General features: G+C 32.2%; 17 protein-coding genes and 1 other RNA gene. 7 read left to right on the top strand and 11 right to left on the bottom strand.

What is annotated here, in order from left to right; genetic code table 11:
* Positions 1-46: 46 nt before the first annotated feature.
* Positions 47-1,444, bottom strand: coding sequence for an MFS transporter (locus tag ACNG5D_RS06525; RefSeq protein WP_418182692.1), 1,398 nt, complete (start codon positions 1,442-1,444; stop codon positions 47-49).
* 71 nt (positions 1,445-1,515) lie between these two features.
* A complete protein-coding gene (locus tag ACNG5D_RS06520; protein WP_418182691.1) occupies positions 1,516-2,334 on the bottom strand; it encodes a M48 family metallopeptidase in 819 nt (272 codons plus the stop codon).
* A gap of 171 nt (positions 2,335-2,505) precedes the next feature.
* On the opposite strand from ACNG5D_RS06520, the gene msrB reads away from it, so the two are divergent.
* On the top strand, positions 2,506-2,979 hold the full coding sequence (msrB, locus tag ACNG5D_RS06515; protein WP_418182690.1) for a peptide-methionine (R)-S-oxide reductase MsrB: 474 nt from the start codon (positions 2,506-2,508) through the stop codon (positions 2,977-2,979).
* Positions 2,980-2,994: 15 nt separating this feature from the next.
* Positions 2,995-3,546: a DUF1572 family protein gene (locus ACNG5D_RS06510; RefSeq protein ID WP_418182689.1), complete on the top strand. Its 552-nt coding sequence runs from the start codon at positions 2,995-2,997 to the stop codon at positions 3,544-3,546.
* A 143-nt stretch (positions 3,547-3,689) separates the two neighbouring features.
* Here ACNG5D_RS06510 and ACNG5D_RS06505 read toward each other — a convergent pair whose 3' ends face one another.
* Positions 3,690-4,973 (bottom strand): NAD(P)/FAD-dependent oxidoreductase, encoded by a 1,284-nt coding sequence (locus ACNG5D_RS06505; protein ID WP_418182688.1) that lies wholly within the window; start codon positions 4,971-4,973, stop codon positions 3,690-3,692.
* Between the two features lie 173 nt (positions 4,974-5,146).
* On the opposite strand from ACNG5D_RS06505, the gene lpdA reads away from it, so the two are divergent.
* On the top strand, positions 5,147-6,523 hold the full coding sequence (lpdA, locus tag ACNG5D_RS06500) for a dihydrolipoyl dehydrogenase (protein WP_418182687.1): 1,377 nt from the start codon (positions 5,147-5,149) through the stop codon (positions 6,521-6,523).
* 110 nt (positions 6,524-6,633) lie between these two features.
* On the opposite strand, the gene aroQ is transcribed toward lpdA, so the two are convergent.
* The 3 genes from aroQ to ACNG5D_RS06485 all read right to left on the bottom strand — a co-directional run bounded on the left by aroQ (position 6,634) and on the right by ACNG5D_RS06485 (position 8,273).
* On the bottom strand, positions 6,634-7,047 hold the full coding sequence (gene aroQ, locus ACNG5D_RS06495; RefSeq protein ID WP_418182686.1) for a type II 3-dehydroquinate dehydratase: 414 nt from the start codon (positions 7,045-7,047) through the stop codon (positions 6,634-6,636).
* 80 nt (positions 7,048-7,127) lie between these two features.
* Positions 7,128-7,688 (bottom strand): porin family protein, encoded by a 561-nt coding sequence (locus ACNG5D_RS06490; RefSeq protein WP_418182685.1) that lies wholly within the window; start codon positions 7,686-7,688, stop codon positions 7,128-7,130.
* Between the two features lie 78 nt (positions 7,689-7,766).
* Entirely contained in the window at positions 7,767-8,273 is a 507-nt protein-coding gene (locus tag ACNG5D_RS06485) for a porin family protein (protein WP_418182684.1), read from the bottom strand.
* 222 nt (positions 8,274-8,495) lie between these two features.
* Between ACNG5D_RS06485 and xerD the strand changes: the two genes are divergently transcribed.
* Both xerD and ACNG5D_RS06475 read left to right on the top strand, forming a co-directional pair.
* The gene (gene xerD, locus ACNG5D_RS06480; RefSeq protein ID WP_418182683.1) at positions 8,496-9,392 is read left to right on the top strand and encodes a site-specific tyrosine recombinase XerD; all 897 of its coding nucleotides are present in this window, start codon (positions 8,496-8,498) and stop codon (positions 9,390-9,392) included.
* A gap of 70 nt (positions 9,393-9,462) precedes the next feature.
* Positions 9,463-10,623, top strand: a complete 1,161-nt coding sequence (locus ACNG5D_RS06475; protein WP_418182682.1) for a PAS domain-containing sensor histidine kinase — start codon at positions 9,463-9,465, stop codon at positions 10,621-10,623.
* Positions 10,624-10,654: 31 nt separating this feature from the next.
* On the opposite strand, the gene rny is transcribed toward ACNG5D_RS06475, so the two are convergent.
* The 4 genes from rny to ACNG5D_RS06455 form a co-directional block, all read right to left on the bottom strand.
* Positions 10,655-12,229, bottom strand: coding sequence for a ribonuclease Y (rny, locus tag ACNG5D_RS06470; RefSeq protein ID WP_418182681.1), 1,575 nt, complete (start codon positions 12,227-12,229; stop codon positions 10,655-10,657).
* Positions 12,230-12,287: 58 nt separating this feature from the next.
* Positions 12,288-12,418, bottom strand: a non-coding RNA gene (ssrS, locus tag ACNG5D_RS06465) — 6S RNA.
* Between the two features lie 56 nt (positions 12,419-12,474).
* Positions 12,475-12,768: a cell division protein ZapA gene (locus tag ACNG5D_RS06460; protein ID WP_418182680.1), complete on the bottom strand. Its 294-nt coding sequence runs from the start codon at positions 12,766-12,768 to the stop codon at positions 12,475-12,477.
* Between the two features lie 16 nt (positions 12,769-12,784).
* A complete protein-coding gene (locus ACNG5D_RS06455) occupies positions 12,785-13,075 on the bottom strand; it encodes a hypothetical protein (RefSeq protein ID WP_418182679.1) in 291 nt (96 codons plus the stop codon).
* 173 nt (positions 13,076-13,248) lie between these two features.
* On the opposite strand from ACNG5D_RS06455, the gene ACNG5D_RS06450 reads away from it, so the two are divergent.
* Positions 13,249-14,934: a M23 family metallopeptidase gene (locus ACNG5D_RS06450; protein WP_418182678.1), complete on the top strand. Its 1,686-nt coding sequence runs from the start codon at positions 13,249-13,251 to the stop codon at positions 14,932-14,934.
* A gap of 12 nt (positions 14,935-14,946) precedes the next feature.
* A complete protein-coding gene (locus ACNG5D_RS06445; protein ID WP_418182677.1) occupies positions 14,947-17,406 on the top strand; it encodes a TonB-dependent receptor in 2,460 nt (819 codons plus the stop codon).
* Positions 17,407-17,417: 11 nt separating this feature from the next.
* On the opposite strand, the gene ACNG5D_RS06440 is transcribed toward ACNG5D_RS06445, so the two are convergent.
* Positions 17,418-18,860: a cell wall anchor protein gene (locus ACNG5D_RS06440; RefSeq protein ID WP_418182676.1), complete on the bottom strand. Its 1,443-nt coding sequence runs from the start codon at positions 18,858-18,860 to the stop codon at positions 17,418-17,420.
* Positions 18,861-18,933: the final 73 nt, after the last annotated feature.

The raw sequence follows: 18,933 nt of genomic DNA, 5'->3' as shown, positions 1-18,933 counted from the left end.
AAATCAAAAAACAACAGTTTAAAACCACTCATATAGAGTGGTTTTATTATTTATTTGATGTTTTTAAAACTCTAAATAACAAAACTATTCCTGCTAAAAAGAAAGTAAATAAAAACAAAATTCCGTTTCGCATACTTCCAGTTAACTGATCGATAAATGCAAAAATCACCATACCAATTACAATTCCTATTTTTTCTGCCACATCGTAAAAACTAAAATACGAAGTGGTATCTTCAGTCTCTGGCAAAAACTTAGAATATGTAGATCGTGCTAACGACTGCACTCCACCCATAACCAAACCAACAATGCTTGCTGCAATGTAAAACTGAAAAGGCGTTTTCATGAAATAAGCATAAAAACATAGTGCCATCCAAATAAAATTCACCACAATTAACGTCTTAATATTTCCAAATTTCGATGATGCCTTTGATGTTAAATAAGCACCCAAAATAGCCACCAATTGTATAACCAATATACTAACTATTAACCCCATTGTTTTTTCGCTATCGCCTCCCCAAGATATTTCTTCTTCACCAAAATACACAGCCACTAACATAATAGTTTGCACCGCCATGCTAAACACAAAAAAAGCTTGCAAATAGCGTTTAAGCCTAAGGTTTTGTGTTAATTGTTTCCAAACCTGCTGTAACTCTTTAATACCATTAAAAACAATTGCCCTAGTTACTTTATGCCCAGAAGATACTCCAATAGGTAAATAGTAAAACGAATATTGACTAAATAACGCCCACCAAACACCAACTGTAATAAAAGAAATTTTCATCGCCTTAAACGAAGCCAAATCTTTTGCTGCAGACAAGGCTTGATTTATCTCTACTTCTGTACCAGTTTCTAATAATGCTTTCGATATACTAACATCGAATCCAAACAATCCTGGATACATAACCATAACCAAATTAAAAATAAGTAAAAGCACACTACCAAAATACCCTAACGAAAAACCTTTTGCACTAATACTGTCTTGTTGTTCTGGAAAAGCAATATCGGGTAAATAAGAGTTATAAAACACCAAACTTCCCCAATAGCCTATTAACCCCATAAAATAAAAAAGTAAACTTAAATGTATTTTATCTGGTGTAATATCAAACCAATACAATCCTATACAACCCGCGCTACCAACGTAACAAAAAAACTTTAAAAAATTCTTTTTATTACCTACATAATCTGCAATACCAGACATTATTGGCGATGTTAACGCAACAACTAAAAAGGTAAAAGCTGTTACAAATGTTATTAGCGCTGTACTTTTAAACTCAAAACCAAAAGCCCAAACGGTTTTTACATTTGATGCCGTTTTAAGAAATAAAGCCGAATAAAATATAGGAAATATAGATGAAGCAATGGTAAGTGTATAAACCGAATTAGCCCAATCGTAAAATGCCCAAGCATTTAAAAGTTTTTTACTCCCTTTTTTCAATACTGTCATAATAAAAAAGCTGCCCTTTTATGAGCAGCTTCTAAAGTAAACAAATATTTTTATTTAAAAATACTTAAATTTTATCTAAACGATGTTACCCCAAATTTTTTAGCTTCTGCTTTAGCTTGCGGTGCCCATTTAGTAAGGTTTGAAATTCTTGTATCGTTTGATGGATGCGTACTCATAAATTCTGGTGGCGCCTGGCCTCCGCTATTCGCTTTCATTCGTTTCCATAATTTAGCTGCTTCGTCTGGGTTATACCCAGCAATAGCCATTAAATGAATACCTATTTGGTCAGATTCTGTTTCATGACTTCTACTAAAAGGTAGCATAACTCCTAATTGAGAACCAATACCATAATATTGATTAAATGCATTTCTTGATTTTTCGTCTTTAATCGCTATGTTTCCTGCTACTGCTAAACCTTGTTGCAAATACCCTGCACTCATACGTTGCTGCCCATGGTTTGCTAATGCATGCGCTACTTCATGCCCCATAATTGCTGCAACTCCTGCTTCGTTTTCTGCTATTGGTAAAATACCTGTATAGAATACAATTTTTCCTCCTGGCATACACCATGCATTAACCGTTTTATCGTCAACCAAATTATATTCCCACTTATAATCATTTAAATATCCTTGGTTACCATTAGCATTTAACCAACGCTCTGCAGCTACAGCAATACGCTGCCCTACTCTTACTATCATTTCAGAATCTTTGGTTCCTGTAATTACCTTATTCTCATTTAAAAATTGGCTATATTGTGCAAATGCCGTTGGAAACAACTGAGAGTTAGGCACTAACGCCATTGTTTTTTTTCCTGTAAATGGATTTGTTGCGCATGCTAAAACTAAAGTTAACACCGCTATTATTAAAAATGTATGTTTTACCTTCATCATTCTAGAGTTTAATTTTCAATTCTTAAAAATACAAAAATTGTATCTTTAATTTTTAGACACAGATATTATTTTTTTGTCACACTTTTTAAATATTAAGTTTATTAAATTAATAGTGCAACTCGTTATGTTATCCTAATTAAACCGACTTAATCCATAGTAAATTTATACAAAATGAAAAACATATTAATTGCTTTTAGTTTAATTTTAGTTTTTAGCTGTAATTCTACAGCTCAAAAAAAAGAAAAAAAAACATATAAAATTACTAAAACCGAAGCCCAATGGAAAAACCAATTAACAGACAAAGAGTTTTATGTATTAAGACAGGCTGGAACCGAGCGTGCTTTTAGTAGCCCATTAAACAAAAACAATAAAGCTGGTATTTATGCCTGTAAAGCCTGCAATACGCCCTTATTTAAAAGTGAGCATAAATTTGACTCTGGAACTGGTTGGCCTAGCTTTGATAGAGAGATTAAAGGTCATGTTGAATTTTCTACAGATTATAATTTAGGTTATGCAAGAACCGAGGAGCATTGCGCAACTTGTGGTGGGCATTTAGGACATGTTTTTAACGACGGTCCTAGAAAAACAACCGGTAAAAGGCATTGCATAAATGGGGTTTCTTTAACCTTTATTCCAAATAAATAATTTTATATTTATAAAATGGACAGTTATTTAACAAGTGTAATTAAACAGTTTGAATATTACAAAAGCTTAGGCGACAAAACCTTTAACCAACTTAATTTTGATGAAATGGTTTGGCAAAGCAATGAAGATGCCAATAGCATTGCCATAATAGTTAAACACATGGTTGGCAATATGCTAAGCCGATGGACCAATTTTTTAACTGAAGATGGCGAAAAGGATTGGAGACATAGAGATCGTGAATTTATAAATAACTTTAGCTCTAAAGAAGCTATTATTGCGGCCTGGGAAAGTGGTTGGTTATGCTTGTTTAAGGCTATTAAACCGCTTAAAGCTGAAGATTTAGAAACCATTATTTACATTAGAAATGGAGGCCATACTGTTACCGAAGCTATTAACAGGCAATTGGCGCATTACTCGTACCATATTGGACAACTTGTTTTTTTAGGAAAATTATTAAAAGGTCGTGATTGGGCATCGTTATCTATTCCTAAAGGAGATTCTTTAAGTTACAACAAAAATAAATTTAGCAATAATAAAGAACGTAGGCATTTTACAGACGATCTTTAATGGTATAATATAGCTTTATTGTTAACCCGCGAAAAGGATTGAGGCATTTGTTGAAGCTCTTTTTGTGTTGTTGCACCTATGCAACACAAAAAAGCGACTGCCGAAAGCCTGGTTGCTTTTTCTGCAATTCGCCCTAAAAATTATTATTCTTTTATTTGGTTTTTAAATGGCCTTATAATTAGGCGAGCTTCCCTATCAAAACGTATATAATTATACACCCAGTTTACAAATACAACCATTCGGTTTCTAAATCCTATTAAAAAAAACAGGTGCACAAACATCCATACAAACCATGCAAAAACACCTTGAAATTTATAGTTTTTTAAATCTACAACGGCTTTATTTCTTCCAATGGTTGCCATGGCTCCTTTGTCTTTGTAACTAAAGGGTTTCATTGGTTTACCATCAATTAGTTTTAAAATATTAACTCCTAATTGATCGCCTTGTTGTATGGCTGGCTGTGCCATCATTGGGAAACCTCTAGGAAAATCGTCGTTTACCAAACAAGCAATATCTCCTATAGCAAATATATGGTTAAACCCTTTTACTTGATTATATTGGTTTACAAGTATTCTATTTCCTCGGGTTACATAATCTTGAGCATCGAGCCCTTTTATCGTGGCTCCTTTAACGCCAGCAGCCCAAACTACTGTAGCGGCCTGAAAGGTTAAATCGGTATTTGTGGTTACTGTTTTGCCATCGTAGTTTGTTACTCGTACATTTTTCCAGATGTTTACGCCTAATTTTTCTAGAAAATCTTCGGCTTTGGCTGATGCTTTTTCGCTCATGCCTTTTAAAATACAATCGCTAGATTGGATAATATGAATTTGTGCTAATCGAGTATCTAAATCTGGGTAGTCTTTTGGTAAGATTCCTTTTTTAATTTCGGCCAAAGCTCCTGCAAGTTCAACACCTGTTGGTCCGCCACCAACTATTACAAAATTCATTAAAGCATTACGCTCGTTTAAATCTGATGTTAAAAGTGCTTCTTCAAAATTTTCAAGTATTAAACTTCTTAAATTTAAAGATTGTGGTACAGTTTTCATGGCCATACTATATTTTTCTACTTGGGTGTTACCAAAATAGTTTGTTGTAGAGCCTGATGCTACCACCAAATAATCGAATTTTAAATCGCCAATATTGGTTTTTACTTTATTTTTTTTGGTATCTATCTCTTCTACATTAGCCAACCTAAAATAAAAATTTGGAAAATCTTTTAATATTTTTCTAATAGGGTAAGCTATAGAATCGGGCTCTAGACCACCTGTTGATACTTGATATAATAAAGGCTGAAAAGTGTGATAGTTATGTTTATCTAAAAGTACGACTTGCACATCGCAGTTTGATAATTTTTTTGCTAAAGCTACACCAGCAAAACCACCACCAATAATTACAATTCGAGGAAAACTCGTTCTAGGTATGTTCATATAAAAAAACTTGCAACACAAAGGTACTAAAACAAGTATAAACTATATTGATATAGCATAAGACAAATTAAACAAATTCGTAAAATTTTACTTATATTTTTTTAGATTTTATAAGGCTTTAAAGTCTTTTTTTAAAAATCGATTTTGTAAATTAGCGCCTTAAACTTTAACATATGAGTAAATACGATATTATTGTTCTTGGAAGTGGTCCAGGTGGTTATGTAACAGCTATTAGAGCGTCTCAATTAGGTTTTAAAACCGCAATTGTTGAAAAAGAAAATCTTGGAGGTGTATGCTTAAATTGGGGGTGTATTCCAACAAAAGCATTATTAAAATCTGCTCAAGTTTTTGAATATCTAAAACATGCTGAAGACTATGGCCTAAAGGTTAAAGATGCAGACCATGATTTTGATGCTGTTGTTAAACGTAGCCGTGGTGTTGCAGATGGAATGAGCAAAGGCGTTCAGTTTTTAATGAAGAAAAACAAAATTGACGTTATTGAAGGATACGGTAAAATTAAACCAGGTAAAAAGGTTGAAGTTGATGGTACAGAATATAGTGCAAACAACATAATTATTGCTACTGGAGCACGCTCTAGAGAGTTACCAAGCTTACCACAAGATGGCGAAAAAGTAATTGGTTACAGACAAGCCATGACACTAAAAAAACAACCAAAGAAAATGATTGTTGTTGGATCTGGTGCTATTGGTGTTGAGTTTGCTTATTTTTACAACTCTATAGGAACAGAGGTTACTATTGTAGAATATTTACCAAACATTGTTCCTGTTGAAGATGAAGAAGTATCGAAACAACTAGAACGTTCTTTCAAAAAATCTGGAATTAATATTATGACTTCTGCCGAGGTTACATCTGTTGATACTTCTGGAAAAGGCGTTAAGGCAACTGTAAAAACTAAAAAAGGCGAGGAAGTTCTTGAAGCTGATATTATTTTAAGTGCTGTTGGAATTAAATCGAACATTGAAAACATAGGTTTAGAAGATGTTGGTATTGTTGTAGATAGAGATAAAATTATTGTAAACGATTTTTACCAAACTAATATCCCTGGGTATTATGCCATTGGAGATGTAACACCTGGGCAAGCTTTAGCTCACGTAGCATCGGCCGAAGGTATTTTATGTGTAGAAAAAATTGCTGGACACCATGTTGAAGCTATCGATTATGGTAACATTCCTGGTTGTACATATTGCTCGCCAGAAATTGCTTCGGTTGGTTTAACAGAAAAACAAGCCAAAGAACAAGGTTTAGATATTAAAGTTGGTAAGTTTCCATTTTCGGCATCTGGAAAAGCAAGCGCAGGCGGAAATAAAGATGGCTTTGTAAAAGTTATTTTTGATGCTAAATATGGCGAATGGTTAGGTTGCCACATGATTGGTGCTGGCGTAACAGATATGATTGCCGAAGCTGTTTTAGGTAGAAAACTTGAAACTACTGGGCATGAAGTTTTAAAAGCCATTCACCCACACCCAACCATGAGTGAAGCTGTTATGGAAGCTGTTGCCGCAGCTTACGATGAAGTAATACATTTATAAGAGTTACAAAGTAGCTTACTTTTAAAATACAGGTTAACATAAAAAAAGCGATTCTTAAATTTAAGAATCGCTTTTTTTATGATATGTATTAAGTTATTTAATAAACTAACCTAAAAACTTTGTATGGCCAACTCGTAACTTTGTAAGCCAAACCCCAAAATAACGCCTCTAGCATTTGGAGATATAAAAGATTGATGCCTAAACTCTTCCCTATTAAATGTATTTGAAATATGAACCTCTACAACAGGCGTTTCAATTGCTTTTATAGCATCGCCAATACCTACAGAAGTATGCGTGTATGCCGCAGCATTTAAAATTATACCATCATAACTAAAGCCAACTTCATGTAACTTATCTATAAGCTCGCCTTCTATATTAGACTGGAAATAATCTATAGAAATTTCTGGATACTTATCTTTTACTTCCTCTAAAAACTCTGTAAATGTTAAGCTCCCATAAATATTAGGCTCTCTTTTGCCTAATAAATTTAAGTTTGGCCCGTTAATAATTATTAGTTTTTTCATGTTGTAAAGATATTTAAAAATTAGGCATAAAAAAGCCGAAATACAGGATACTTCGGCTTAATTTACATATTTTTTTCTACTTAAAATCGAAATCCTAAACCTATTTGAAAAAAGTTAAACTTCGTCTTAATATCACCAGAATCAATTCCGGGGTCTTCATCAGGAAAAACAAACGCATCATCATCTAGTCTATTATTTAAGCCTAAAGAATACCTTGTAGAAGCAAAAATCTTATCAGTAATATCATAACTCATTCCTGCAGACAAACCTATACCTGTTTTTTTAATCCCATCGGATTCCTCTAAAATAAAATCCAATTGAGGTCCTAATAGTAAGCTAAATTGCTCAGAAACATTAAACTTTCCCATTAATGGAATTACTAAAGAATTACCAGATTCTCCATCCTGCCTTGAGTTAACATACTGAACTTCTGGTTGAATATGGATTTTTTCAGAAGTTTTTATATCTGCAAATACACCAACATAAAACCCAGAGACATTATCTGAAGCTGATATACCATCAAATTTTACTGATGCAATTAATGAGTTATAACCCGCTGTTACTCCAAACTTAGTGTCTTGTGCATGTAAACTCATTACTACAGTAACAAAAAGTATTGCTAAAATTGACTTTTTTTTCATAATGTATAATTCATTAAATTTTGCTAATAAAAAAGAGAGACAATTAATTGCCTCTCTTTTTTACTATTTATTAAAACATTATAGCTTGTAACCCACACCAACAAAGAAACCACTTAGTTTAATAGAAGTATCATCTGGAGCGTCTTCAATTAAATTTGCTAAACCTAAACTGTATCTAGCTTCAACAAAAAAGTCTTCAGAAACATCATAAGCTGCTCCTGCCTCGATACCGAAATTAAATGATTTAACACCGTCTCCAGTATCTAATAAAATACCTAGACTAGGTCCTGCTAACACACTAAATTCTTCTGAAACAGGAAATTTAGCCATAAGAGGAATTGCAATTTGATCTAACTCTTCTACTGAAACATACATAACGCTAGGCTGAAATACAAATGATTCTGATACATCAATGTCAGCAAATGCTCCTATATAAAAACCCGTTTCAGAAGTAGAAATATTTTCCCCATCTGCTTTAAATTTCATAGAAGCAAAATCAGCACCTGCTTTTAATCCAAAGTTTTGCGCATTTACACTAGTTAAACCTAATACTGCAATTGCAGCTAATAAAAATAATTTTTTCATAATTTTAAATGTTTTTAGTTTGATAACAACAAATAAAAGGCATTTTTTCGAAAAATACTACACAATAAACCAAGTTATTAACATTTCAATCAACAAAATAAACTAAACTGCTTATTTTCAACATGTTAAACAATATGTTATTAACATTTTTTATAAAAAATACGTAGAATTACGTATATAAATAATTCATTTATATCTTGATATTTGGTTACTTTTACACCTATGAAATGGCAAAATGCTTTAAAAGATTACCAATTATACTTAAAAATAGAACGTGGGTTATCTTTAAACTCTATAGATAATTATGCTTTAGATGTAAAAAAGCTAATAAAATTTATTGAAACTAATAATATTAGCTATTCGCCTGTTAATATCACTCCAGAAATTATTCAACAATTCATTTATAACGTTGCAAAAAACGTTAATGCCAGATCGCAATCTAGATTAATATCTGGTTTACGTAGTTTTTTTAATTATTTAGTGTTTGAAGACTATAGAAAAGACAACCCTCTAGAGTTAATTGAGTCGCCTAAAATAGGACGAAAATTACCAGATACTTTATCTGAAGAAGAAATTGATAAAATTATAAACGCTATAGATTTAAGCAAACCAGAAGGCGAACGCAACAGAGCTATTTTAGAAACATTGTATGGTTGCGGTTTGCGTGTAAGTGAGCTTATTAACTTAAAAATATCTGATTTATTTTTTGATGAAGGTTTTATAAAAGTAACCGGAAAAGGAAACAAACAACGTTTTGTTCCTATTATTGAAATAACACAGAAATATATTAACATATATAGAAATGAAATTAGAATTCATTTAAATATAAAGCCTGGACATGAAGACACTTTATTTCTAAACAGAAGAGGAAAACAACTTACTCGTGCTATGATTTTTACAATTATAAAACAGCTTGCAGTAAAAATTAATTTAAAAAAAAACATATCGCCACATACACTTAGACATTCGTTTGCTACCCATTTACTACAAAACAATGCCGATTTACGCTCCATTCAACTTATGCTTGGGCATGAAAGTATTACTACAACCGAAATTTATGTACATCTAGATAAAAGCCATTTAACCAAAGTAGTAGAAAAATATCATCCAAGAAAATAGTGTTTTTAATCGTTGTTATTTGCATTTTATCGATTTTTAATTTAATTTTGCTGTCTCATTCCCCCTACTCATGACTAATATTTTAGAAAACACATTTATTGCAAACGATATTATAGATGTAAATGAAAATTTAAACTATGATAAATTAATATCTCAATTTGCACTAGAAAACTCAAACATTGGTGTTTGGGATTTTCATATAAACACCAATATAGTTAAATACTCTAAAGAAGCTAAAGCCATATTATGCATTAAAGATTGTCGCTCTCATCAATATAACTGGAAAAAAACGATTCATCCTAACGATCTTGATACTTTAATAAAAACCCTAAACAAACATTATAACAATGAGACTCCTTACTATACAAGTGAACACAGAATATTATGTGGTGAAGGAAAATATAAATGGGTTAAAGATATTGGCAGAGTTGTAAAAAGAGATAAATTTAATAACCCTATTCGTATTATTGGTACCATATCCGACATTACCTCTAGGAAAGAAAAAGAAGATAGTATTGCTAGAAATCTAAATATAATTACAAACCAAAATAATAGACTGCAAAACTTTGCTCATATTGTAACTCATAACTTAAAAGAGTATGCGGGCAATTTTGAAAGTTTACTTGGGTTTTACAATGATGCTAAAACTAACGAAGAGAAAACAGAACTAATTACACACCTAAAAACAGTTTCAGATTCGTTAAGTAAAACCATTGGTAATTTAAATGAAATTGTAAGTAAACAGTTTGTAAAAAAAATAGAACGCGAAAACTTAAATATTTATAATTGCATTGAGGACACTTTTAAAATACTAGAGCTAGAAATAGTTAGTAAAAAAGCGATAATAAACAATAATATAGACCCCAATATTTGTATTTATGCAAATCGTACTTATTTAGAAAGCATAATTCAAAACCTAGCATCAAATGCACTTAAATATGCACACCCAAACAGAATTCCTACACTAAACATTAACTCTCATTTATCAGATGAAGATGTTTTAACTATAACTGTAGCCGATAATGGTATTGGTATAGATTTGAACAAATACGGAGATGATGTTTTTGGATTATATCGAACATTTCATGGTAATGAAAATGCAGAAGGCGTTGGCTTATATTTAACAAAAAGCCAAGTTGAAACACTTGGTGGAAAAATAGAAATTAGCAGTAAAGTAGATGTAGGCACCACATTTACTATTACAATGAATACAAAAAAAAATCCAGCATAAGCTGGATTTTTTTTCTAACAATTGTTATTTATTATTTTGCAATATTAACCGCTCTTGTTTCTCTAATAACAGTTACTTTAACTTGTCCCGGATATGTCATATCGGTTTGTACTTTTTGCGATATATTAAAGGACAAATCTGCTGCTTTTTGGTCGTCTACTTTTTCACTTTCAACAATTACACGAAGCTCTCTACCTGCTTGAATAGCGTAAGCTTTCTTAACGCCATTAAACCCAAACGCAATATCTTCTAAATCTTTTAAACGCTGTATATAACTATCTAATACTTGACGTCTTGCTCCTGGTCTTGCTCCAGAAATAGCATCGCATACTTGTATAATTGGTGCCAATAACGATTTCATTTCTACTTCGTCATGGTGTGCGCCAATGGCATTACAAACATCTGGTTTTTCTCCAAATTTTTCGGCCCATTGCATACCTAATATTGCGTGAGGCGTCTCCATATCTGCTTCTGCATCAGGCACCTTACCTATATCATGTAATAATCCAGCTCGTTTAGCTAGTTTAGGGTTTAACCCTAATTCTGCAGCCATAACTCCGCAAAGCTTAGCAACTTCTCGCGAGTGTTGCAATAAGTTTTGTCCGTAAGAAGAGCGGTATTTCATTCTACCAACCATTTTTATTAACTCTGGGTTTAAATTGTGTATCCCTAAATCAATAACCGTTCGTTTACCAACTTCTATTATTTCTTGTTCTATTTGTTTTTGGGTTTTCTTTACAACTTCCTCTATTCGCGCTGGATGAATTCTACCATCTGTAACCAATTTATGCAACGATAAACGTGCTACTTCGCGTCGTACAGAATCAAAACACGATAAGATTATAGCTTCAGGAGTATCGTCAACAATAATTTCAACTCCTGTGGCGGCCTCAATAGCTCTAATATTACGCCCTTCACGACCAATAATACGGCCTTTAACATCATCAGACTCAATATTAAAAACAGATACGCAATTATCTACAGCTTCTTCAGTTCCTATACGCTGTATGGTATTAATAATAATTTTCTTTGCATCTTGTTCTGCTGTAAGCTTAGCTTCTTCTAAAGAGCTTTGAATATAAGCCATCGCATCATTTTGCGCTTCTCCTTTTAAAGATTCTACCAATTGCTCTTTAGCTTCTTCTGCAGAAAGACTAGAAATAACCTCTAATTGTTGCACTTGACTTTTGTGCAATTTATCTACTTCTTCTTGTTTCTTTTCTAGTAAATCTAATCTGTGATCGTAATTTTTAATTTTACTTTCAAGACTTTCGTTAAGTTTCTTTCCTTTAGAAAGCTCGTTAGACACTTGAGATTCTTTATCACGAGTTCGTTTTTCGGCTTCGGCCATTTTTTTATCACGAGCAAGAATAACCTTTTCGTGTTCAGACTTAAGCTCTATAAACTTTTCTTTAGCCTGAAGAATTTTGTCTTTTTTAAGTGTTTCTCCTTCACTTTTTGCTTCTTTAAGTATTAAAGTTGCATTTTTCTTGGCTTCTTTTACAAGCTTAGAAGCATTATTTTTTTCTAGTGTTTTTGCTATTATAAAGCCTATTACAAGGCCTAATATTACACCGCCTACTGCAAATATAATTGAGTTATCCATCGTTAATTTAGTTGATTATAATATATAAAAAAGCCTACACCAGTATAAAGTTTTGTATAAACTCCTTAAAAACAAGTTTAGGGCTAACAAGCTGATCAAGGATCTGCTCGAGATATCGAAAACAAATTCAATACTAGCAGCATGCTTTTACAACTTAAACTCACCCTTTTTAAAGAATTAACGTTGAGTTTATCAAAAAAAATAACCAATGTAGGCAGTAACTTTTAATTTATTTTAAAGAACGTTTAAGAGGCTAAATAAGAATGTAACAAATCATTTAAAGCATTTAATTTATCTTCTACATGCTCGTTTACATTTTCTTTATCAATAGACTTCTGCTCTACCTGAGATGCAAATTGTAAGGCACACATAGCCAATACATCTTGTTTATCTCGAACAGAATAACTTTGCTCAAATTGCTTAATCATGGCTTCAATGTTTTTAGCTGCTTTACGTAATCCTTCTTCTTGGCTTGGCTCAATTGTTAAAGGGTATACTCTATTTGCTATAGATAGCTTTATTTTAAGCTTTTCTGACATTGACTTTTAATTAACTTTAATCAGCGAGTTGAGCAATACAATGGTCAATATCTCTAATTAATGCATTTATTTTAAGCTTAGTTTCTCTTTTATTATCGTCACTACCAAGTATTGTATTTGCCATTTTAAGGGCTTCATATTTTTCTTCCCAATTAGCAATATGCTTTTTTTGGGCTAGATTTTCTTGCCTTGAAACCTCTAATTCTTCATTTAATTTCAAATTAGCAAGTTTTAAAAGCTCTAGTTTGTGTAATACTTTACTAATCTTGTTTTCTAACGAATCGACAATATCCTCAATATTACTCATTTACAAAATTCAATACTTATATCACAAAGTTAACATTCCTAGCCATAAATCACAATTGTTTTATCATAAATTTTCTTAGTCTAGTTATTACAACAACAAAACAACATGGCGCGATTTTTGTTTTATACTTTGCGTTTTCACATCAAATTAATATTTTAGCCTAATACATATTTATGAAATTTATTCTGTCCCTCTTTCTTGTTTTTTCATTATACTGTAATGCTCAAAATAATTACCCTCAAGATTATTTTAGTAGTCCTTTAGAAATTCCATTAATTTTATCTGGCACTTTTGCCGAGTTACGTTCTAATCATTTTCATTCTGGAATGGATATAAAAACGCAACAACGTACTGGCTTAAGAGTTAAAGCTTCGGCTAATGGGTTTGTTAGCAGAATTAAAATTTCTCATTATGGCTACGGGAAGGCTCTTTATATTACTCACCCAAATGGTTACACTACGGTTTATGCGCATCTGCAAAAATTTTCGCCAGAAATCGAAACATATATAAAAAAACAACAATACCAAAAAGAGACTTATCAAATTGAATTGTTTCCAAAAGCAGAAGATTTACCTATTTTAAAAGATAGCCTTGTTGCTTACAGCGGAAACACCGGTGGTTCTGGTGGCCCGCATTTACATTTTGAAATTAGAGACAAGCAAGAGCGCCCCATGAACCCTATGCTTTTTGGAATTGATATTAAAGATACAACCTACCCTATTATAAAACATGTTTACGCCTATCCTTTAGAAGAAAACGCTTTTATTAATAACTCTAACAACAAATACAAGCTACGATTAACACCTTTAAAAAATGGCGATTACACAACCGAAAGCATAAATGCCATTGGTAATATTGGATTTGCCGTTAGTACAATAGACAGGCAAGATTTGGCTGCAAATTCAAATGGTGTATATAACATTCAAACCTTTATTAATGGAAGTAGAAATTTTGAAATAGATTTTAAACGTTTTTCTTTTGACGAAACAAAACACATAAACCAACTTATTGATTACGAACATTATTCCACAAAAAAACAAAGGCTTCAAAAGCTATATAGAAAAAACAATCCTTTAAGCCTTTTTAAATCGGTTATAAATGAAGGTATTATTAAAGTTGAAGATAGCACATATTCTGTTTATAAAATAAGAGTTGCAGATTTTAAAAACAACGAATCGTGGGTAACGGTACACATTAAAGGCACAAAAAACAGTATATCTAAACCCGAAAAAGCAAAAATAACGCCTTATTTTATTAAAGCAAACCAAACTACAAACCTAAAAGCCAAAAATGTAACTGTCGATTTTTATAAAGATACTTTTTATGAAGATTTTTATATAGATTTTGAAGTTAATAACGATACACTTAAACTTCATAAAGATATTAAAGCTGCCAAAAAGAACTTTAACATCTCTTTTAATATTAGCAAATATTCCAATGAAGATAAAAACAAACTTTACATTGCTAAACTTATAGGTTACAACAATTACCCTTCATACATTTCAACTAAAAGAAAAAACAACCTACTAATAGGTAAAACAAAAAAGTTAGGCACTTTTACTTTAGTAATGGATACTATAAAACCTACCATAAAAGCCATTAACTTTAAAAACAAACAATGGCTAAGTAAGTATAGATATTTAAAAATTAAAATTAACGACGAGGGTTCTGGAATAGCTAATTACAGAGCAACTATAAACGGAAAATGGATTTTAATGGAATACGATTATAAAAAGAATACCTTAACTTACGATTTTAATGACCGTATAATAACGGACACAAAAAACAATTTAAAAGTAATTGTTACCGATAATGTTGGAAATAATTCTACATTTGAAACGTTATTTTACAGAAAATAAACTTTTACTCTATTGAAGGCTAACCAACTATTAACAACCATCCTGCTTTTTGCAATATTTCCACTAAGTTTTGCTCAAAATGCAACTATTAAAGGTATTATTTTAAACGAAAACAATGCTCCTATTGAAAAAGTAAGCATTAAAATCAATAATTCTGGAACAACAACCAATGTTAATGGTTTTTATAGCATTTCTGTGCCTTCAAACAAGAATATTACTTTAGAGTTTACACATCTGTCTCACAAAAAAATAGTAAGCACATTTAACTTAAAAAACGGTGAAGAATTAGAGTTTAACCCTGTAATGAGCACATCTATAGAGCAAATTGCAACCGTAATTGTAACTAGCAACAGAAAAAAAGATGTTGAAGGTATTATAACTATAAAACCTGCTGTTTTAAGAAAAATACCCGGAGCCAATGCTGGAGTAGAAAACCTATTATTAACACTTCCTGGCGTTAGCAACAATAATGAGTTAAGTACTCAATACTCGGTTCGTGGTGGTAATTACGACGAGAATTTAGTTTATGTAAACGGCATAGAAGTTTATCGTCCTTTTTTAGTTCGATCTGGGCAACAAGAAGGTTTAAGTTTTGTAAATACAAACTTAGTACAAAATGTAGATTTTTCGGCTGGTGGCTTTCAAGCAAAATATGGCGACAAATTATCATCTGTTTTAGATATTACCTATAAAACACCTTACCAGTTTGAAATTAATGCCGATTTAAGCTTACTTGGCGGAAGCCTTTCTGTTGAAAACATTAGTAAAGATTCAAAATTTACAAGTATTGTTGGGCTTAGATATAGAGATAATAGCTTACTGGTAAATGCTAAAGAAACCGAAACCAATTTTAAACCCACCTTTGCCGATGCCCAAGGTTACTTTAAATATAAATTTTCTAACAAATTTCATTTAAGTTTTTTAGGTAGTGCCTCAATAAACAAATACAATTTTAAACCACAAACACGCCAAACTAATTTTGGTACTTTAAGCGACCCTGTAGCATTATTAGTGTTTTATGATGGGCAAGAAAAAGATAGATACGAAACTCTTTTTGGTGCTTTTAAAGGCTCTTATTTTGTAAATAACGACTTAACATTACACTTCATTGCCTCGACATATCACACTACTGAAGAAGAATATTTTGACATTTTAGCACAATACAGACTAGGAGAAGTTAATAGTAATATTGGTGATGAAAACTTAGGTGAAGTAGAATTTAGCCAAGGTATTGGTAGCCAACTTAACCATGGAAGAAATGATTTAGATGCCCTTATTACAAATATTGAGCACAAAGGCGATTTTAAAGTTAACGACAATAGGTTTGAGTGGTCCATAAAATATACCAACGAAGATATTAGAGACCGTTTAGTAGAATGGGAAACTATAGACTCGGCAGGGTTTTCTGTAAGACCTCCAAAAACAACTACAAACGAGCAACCCTACGAAGCTTTTACAGGGCCATTAGTACCTTTTCAAAACGTAAGAGCTACAAATAACACACAAATTAATCGTTTTCAAGCTTACGCTCAATGGAGTAAACGCAGTACTTTAGGAAGTAGCGATGTTTGGTATAATGCAGGTGTACGTGCCCATAGTTGGTCTGTAAGCGGTCAAAATATTTCTTCTTCAAATCAAACAGTTTTTAGCCCTCGTGCACAGTTTGCCATAAAACCATACTGGAAAAAAGATATGCTTTTTAGAGTTGCCGCTGGTTTATACTACCAACCACCTTTTTATAGAGAACTTCGTAATGCCAATGGTATAATTCAACCCAAAGTAAAAGCTCAAAAATCTTTTCATTTAGTATTAGGTAACGATTATAGTTTTAAAATGTGGGGTAGACCTTTTAAACTAACATCGGAAGCGTATTATAAAAACTTAACCGATGTTAACCCTTATACCCTAGAAAATGTTAGAATTAGGTATGCCGCAAACAATAATGCTAAAGCTTATGCCTACGGATTAGACATGCGATTAAATGGCGAGTTTGTTCCTGGAACTGAATCGTGGTTAAGTTTTGGTTATTTAAAAACTGAAGAAAATATTGATGATAATGGCTACATATCTAGACCTACAGACCAACGCTTAAAGTTTGCTGCCCTTTTTCAAGATTATGTACCAAACATGCCTAATGTAAAAATGTATTTAAACATGGTTTTTAATACAGGATTACCTGGTGGCTCGCCTAGTTATGCCAATCCTTACGAATTTCAAAATAGGCTACCATCATACAAACGAGCCGATTTTGGTTTACAGTATGTACTAGTAGACGCTAAAAAACAATTTAATAACGGCTGGAAAAAACCTTTTAAAGAACTCTCTTTTGGGTTTGAAATATTTAATATTTTCGATGTACAAAACTCCATAACCAATACATGGGTAAGAGATGTAAGTAGTAAACGCCAAATTGCTATTCCAAATTACTTAACACCTCGTGTTTTTAATGTAAGAACAACAATGAAATTTTAATTTTCTAAACCTTAATTAATACTTACATTTTCAGAAAAAACGATAAAAGAATCTGTTCCAGATCCTGTTAAGCGTTGTGTGTATACCTCAATATAATCTCCATTAGATAAATTTACTTCGGCTGTAATAGCAACGTTTTGAATTTGTGTATCACTATCTACATAAACCACAGCATTAGATTCTGTAATTTGGGTGCCATTTTTATAAAAAACAATAGCATAAAAATTACCAGCTGCCCCTGTAACTCGAACTGACAATGAAGCATTAACTTGAAACGATCTATCTTCAATACCATCATATACTAAACGATTTCCTCCAACATCGGTAAATCTAAATAAATTAGTTGCTGTAAAAGTTCCATTACCTTGTATAGGAACCGCTGTACCATTAGTTATACTTTGTACAAAACCTGTTGTTATTGTACCATTAAAATAAAAATTTGCTGCAGCGCTTACATCGTTTTCAACTTTTAAGCCAGGGCAATTTACATTCCAATTATTACTAAAAAAATAATTAGTATAAGAGCCAGCAGTATAACCAATAACGTGTGTGCCAGGTCCGGTAAATGGTGTGCCAGAAATTACTCCTGCGCCAACTGTAGGATTAGCACTTACATCTAAACCAACTGCTCCTGGAGGAACAATTGAAAACCCACTAACTTTCTCTATTAAATTAAAGTTTCCTGTATAAGTTTCGTATGTGCCCGCATTATTTCCAAACCACCCTAAATTACTTAAAAGTAAACTATAAATGTTTGTGAATGAAATACCATCGGAATTATTTATAAACTGGACTATATTAAAAAATGCAAGTCCGAAATTTGAAATACTTCCAACGCTACCAGAGTCGCTTACTATACAGTTTTGAAAAATTAAGGCCTCTACACCTGTGCCTGTTAAATTAAAAACGGCCGAGCCCATACCACTAGCTTCTAGAGTTAGGTTTCTTACAAATCCGCCGCTTGAACCTGAAAATATATCACCTCCCGATCTAATCAATTTATCTTCTCCTGCATCTAAACCAGATATATATGCATCGTTAAGGGTTATAGGGAAAGCTAAGGTTATATTTCCATTAATTTCATAATAAGTATTTGAAGTTAACAAATAAGAGGTACCTCCTCCTGCAGCAAGCTCGTCTGCTAAATCGGAAACATTTTTAACTAGTTTATAATTATCTCTAGTTTTACCTTCCATCTTATTCCAAATAGTGTTTTCAAAATAATAAAACGCACCTTCATCTGTATCATAAACCAACAAACCATCTGCTGGAGATGTTATTGCAACACGTTGCAATGAAGTCATTCTTGGAGTTAAAACACCTTTTGTAGTAGAGGTTATATCTAAAATAGAAGAAGCATGCGGATTAGTATTGCCCATACCAATTTGGGCATAAATATTTAAAGGTAAAATAATAAGAACTATAAATAAAAAAAGGGCATACCTATATCTCATAACATTATAAATTTGAGGTTAAAATGTGTGAGACTTATTACAAATATACTAAAAAAGTAATATATTTATTGCA

The sequence above is a fragment of the Algibacter ulvanivorans genome, assembly GCF_048381495.1.
GTDB lineage: Bacteria > Bacteroidota > Bacteroidia > Flavobacteriales > Flavobacteriaceae > Algibacter_B > Algibacter_B ulvanivorans.
This window is presented reverse-complemented; position numbering and strand designations above follow the sequence as displayed.

Coding starts and splice junctions, on each gene's coding strand:
- ACNG5D_RS06525 (WP_418182692.1), bottom strand. CDS start 1,444: ATGACAGTATTGAAAAAAGGGAGTAAAAAACTTTTAAATGCTTGGGCA.
- ACNG5D_RS06520 (WP_418182691.1), bottom strand. CDS start 2,334: ATGATGAAGGTAAAACATACATTTTTAATAATAGCGGTGTTAACTTTA.
- msrB (WP_418182690.1), top strand. CDS start 2,506: ATGAAAAACATATTAATTGCTTTTAGTTTAATTTTAGTTTTTAGCTGT.
- ACNG5D_RS06510 (WP_418182689.1), top strand. CDS start 2,995: ATGGACAGTTATTTAACAAGTGTAATTAAACAGTTTGAATATTACAAA.
- ACNG5D_RS06505 (WP_418182688.1), bottom strand. CDS start 4,973: ATGAACATACCTAGAACGAGTTTTCCTCGAATTGTAATTATTGGTGGT.
- lpdA (WP_418182687.1), top strand. CDS start 5,147: ATGAGTAAATACGATATTATTGTTCTTGGAAGTGGTCCAGGTGGTTAT.
- aroQ (WP_418182686.1), bottom strand. CDS start 7,047: ATGAAAAAACTAATAATTATTAACGGGCCAAACTTAAATTTATTAGGC.
- ACNG5D_RS06490 (WP_418182685.1), bottom strand. CDS start 7,688: ATGAAAAAAAAGTCAATTTTAGCAATACTTTTTGTTACTGTAGTAATG.
- ACNG5D_RS06485 (WP_418182684.1), bottom strand. CDS start 8,273: ATGAAAAAATTATTTTTATTAGCTGCAATTGCAGTATTAGGTTTAACT.
- xerD (WP_418182683.1), top strand. CDS start 8,496: ATGAAATGGCAAAATGCTTTAAAAGATTACCAATTATACTTAAAAATA.
- ACNG5D_RS06475 (WP_418182682.1), top strand. CDS start 9,463: ATGACTAATATTTTAGAAAACACATTTATTGCAAACGATATTATAGAT.
- rny (WP_418182681.1), bottom strand. CDS start 12,229: ATGGATAACTCAATTATATTTGCAGTAGGCGGTGTAATATTAGGCCTT.
- ACNG5D_RS06460 (WP_418182680.1), bottom strand. CDS start 12,768: ATGTCAGAAAAGCTTAAAATAAAGCTATCTATAGCAAATAGAGTATAC.
- ACNG5D_RS06455 (WP_418182679.1), bottom strand. CDS start 13,075: ATGAGTAATATTGAGGATATTGTCGATTCGTTAGAAAACAAGATTAGT.
- ACNG5D_RS06450 (WP_418182678.1), top strand. CDS start 13,249: ATGAAATTTATTCTGTCCCTCTTTCTTGTTTTTTCATTATACTGTAAT.
- ACNG5D_RS06440 (WP_418182676.1), bottom strand. CDS start 18,860: ATGAGATATAGGTATGCCCTTTTTTTATTTATAGTTCTTATTATTTTA.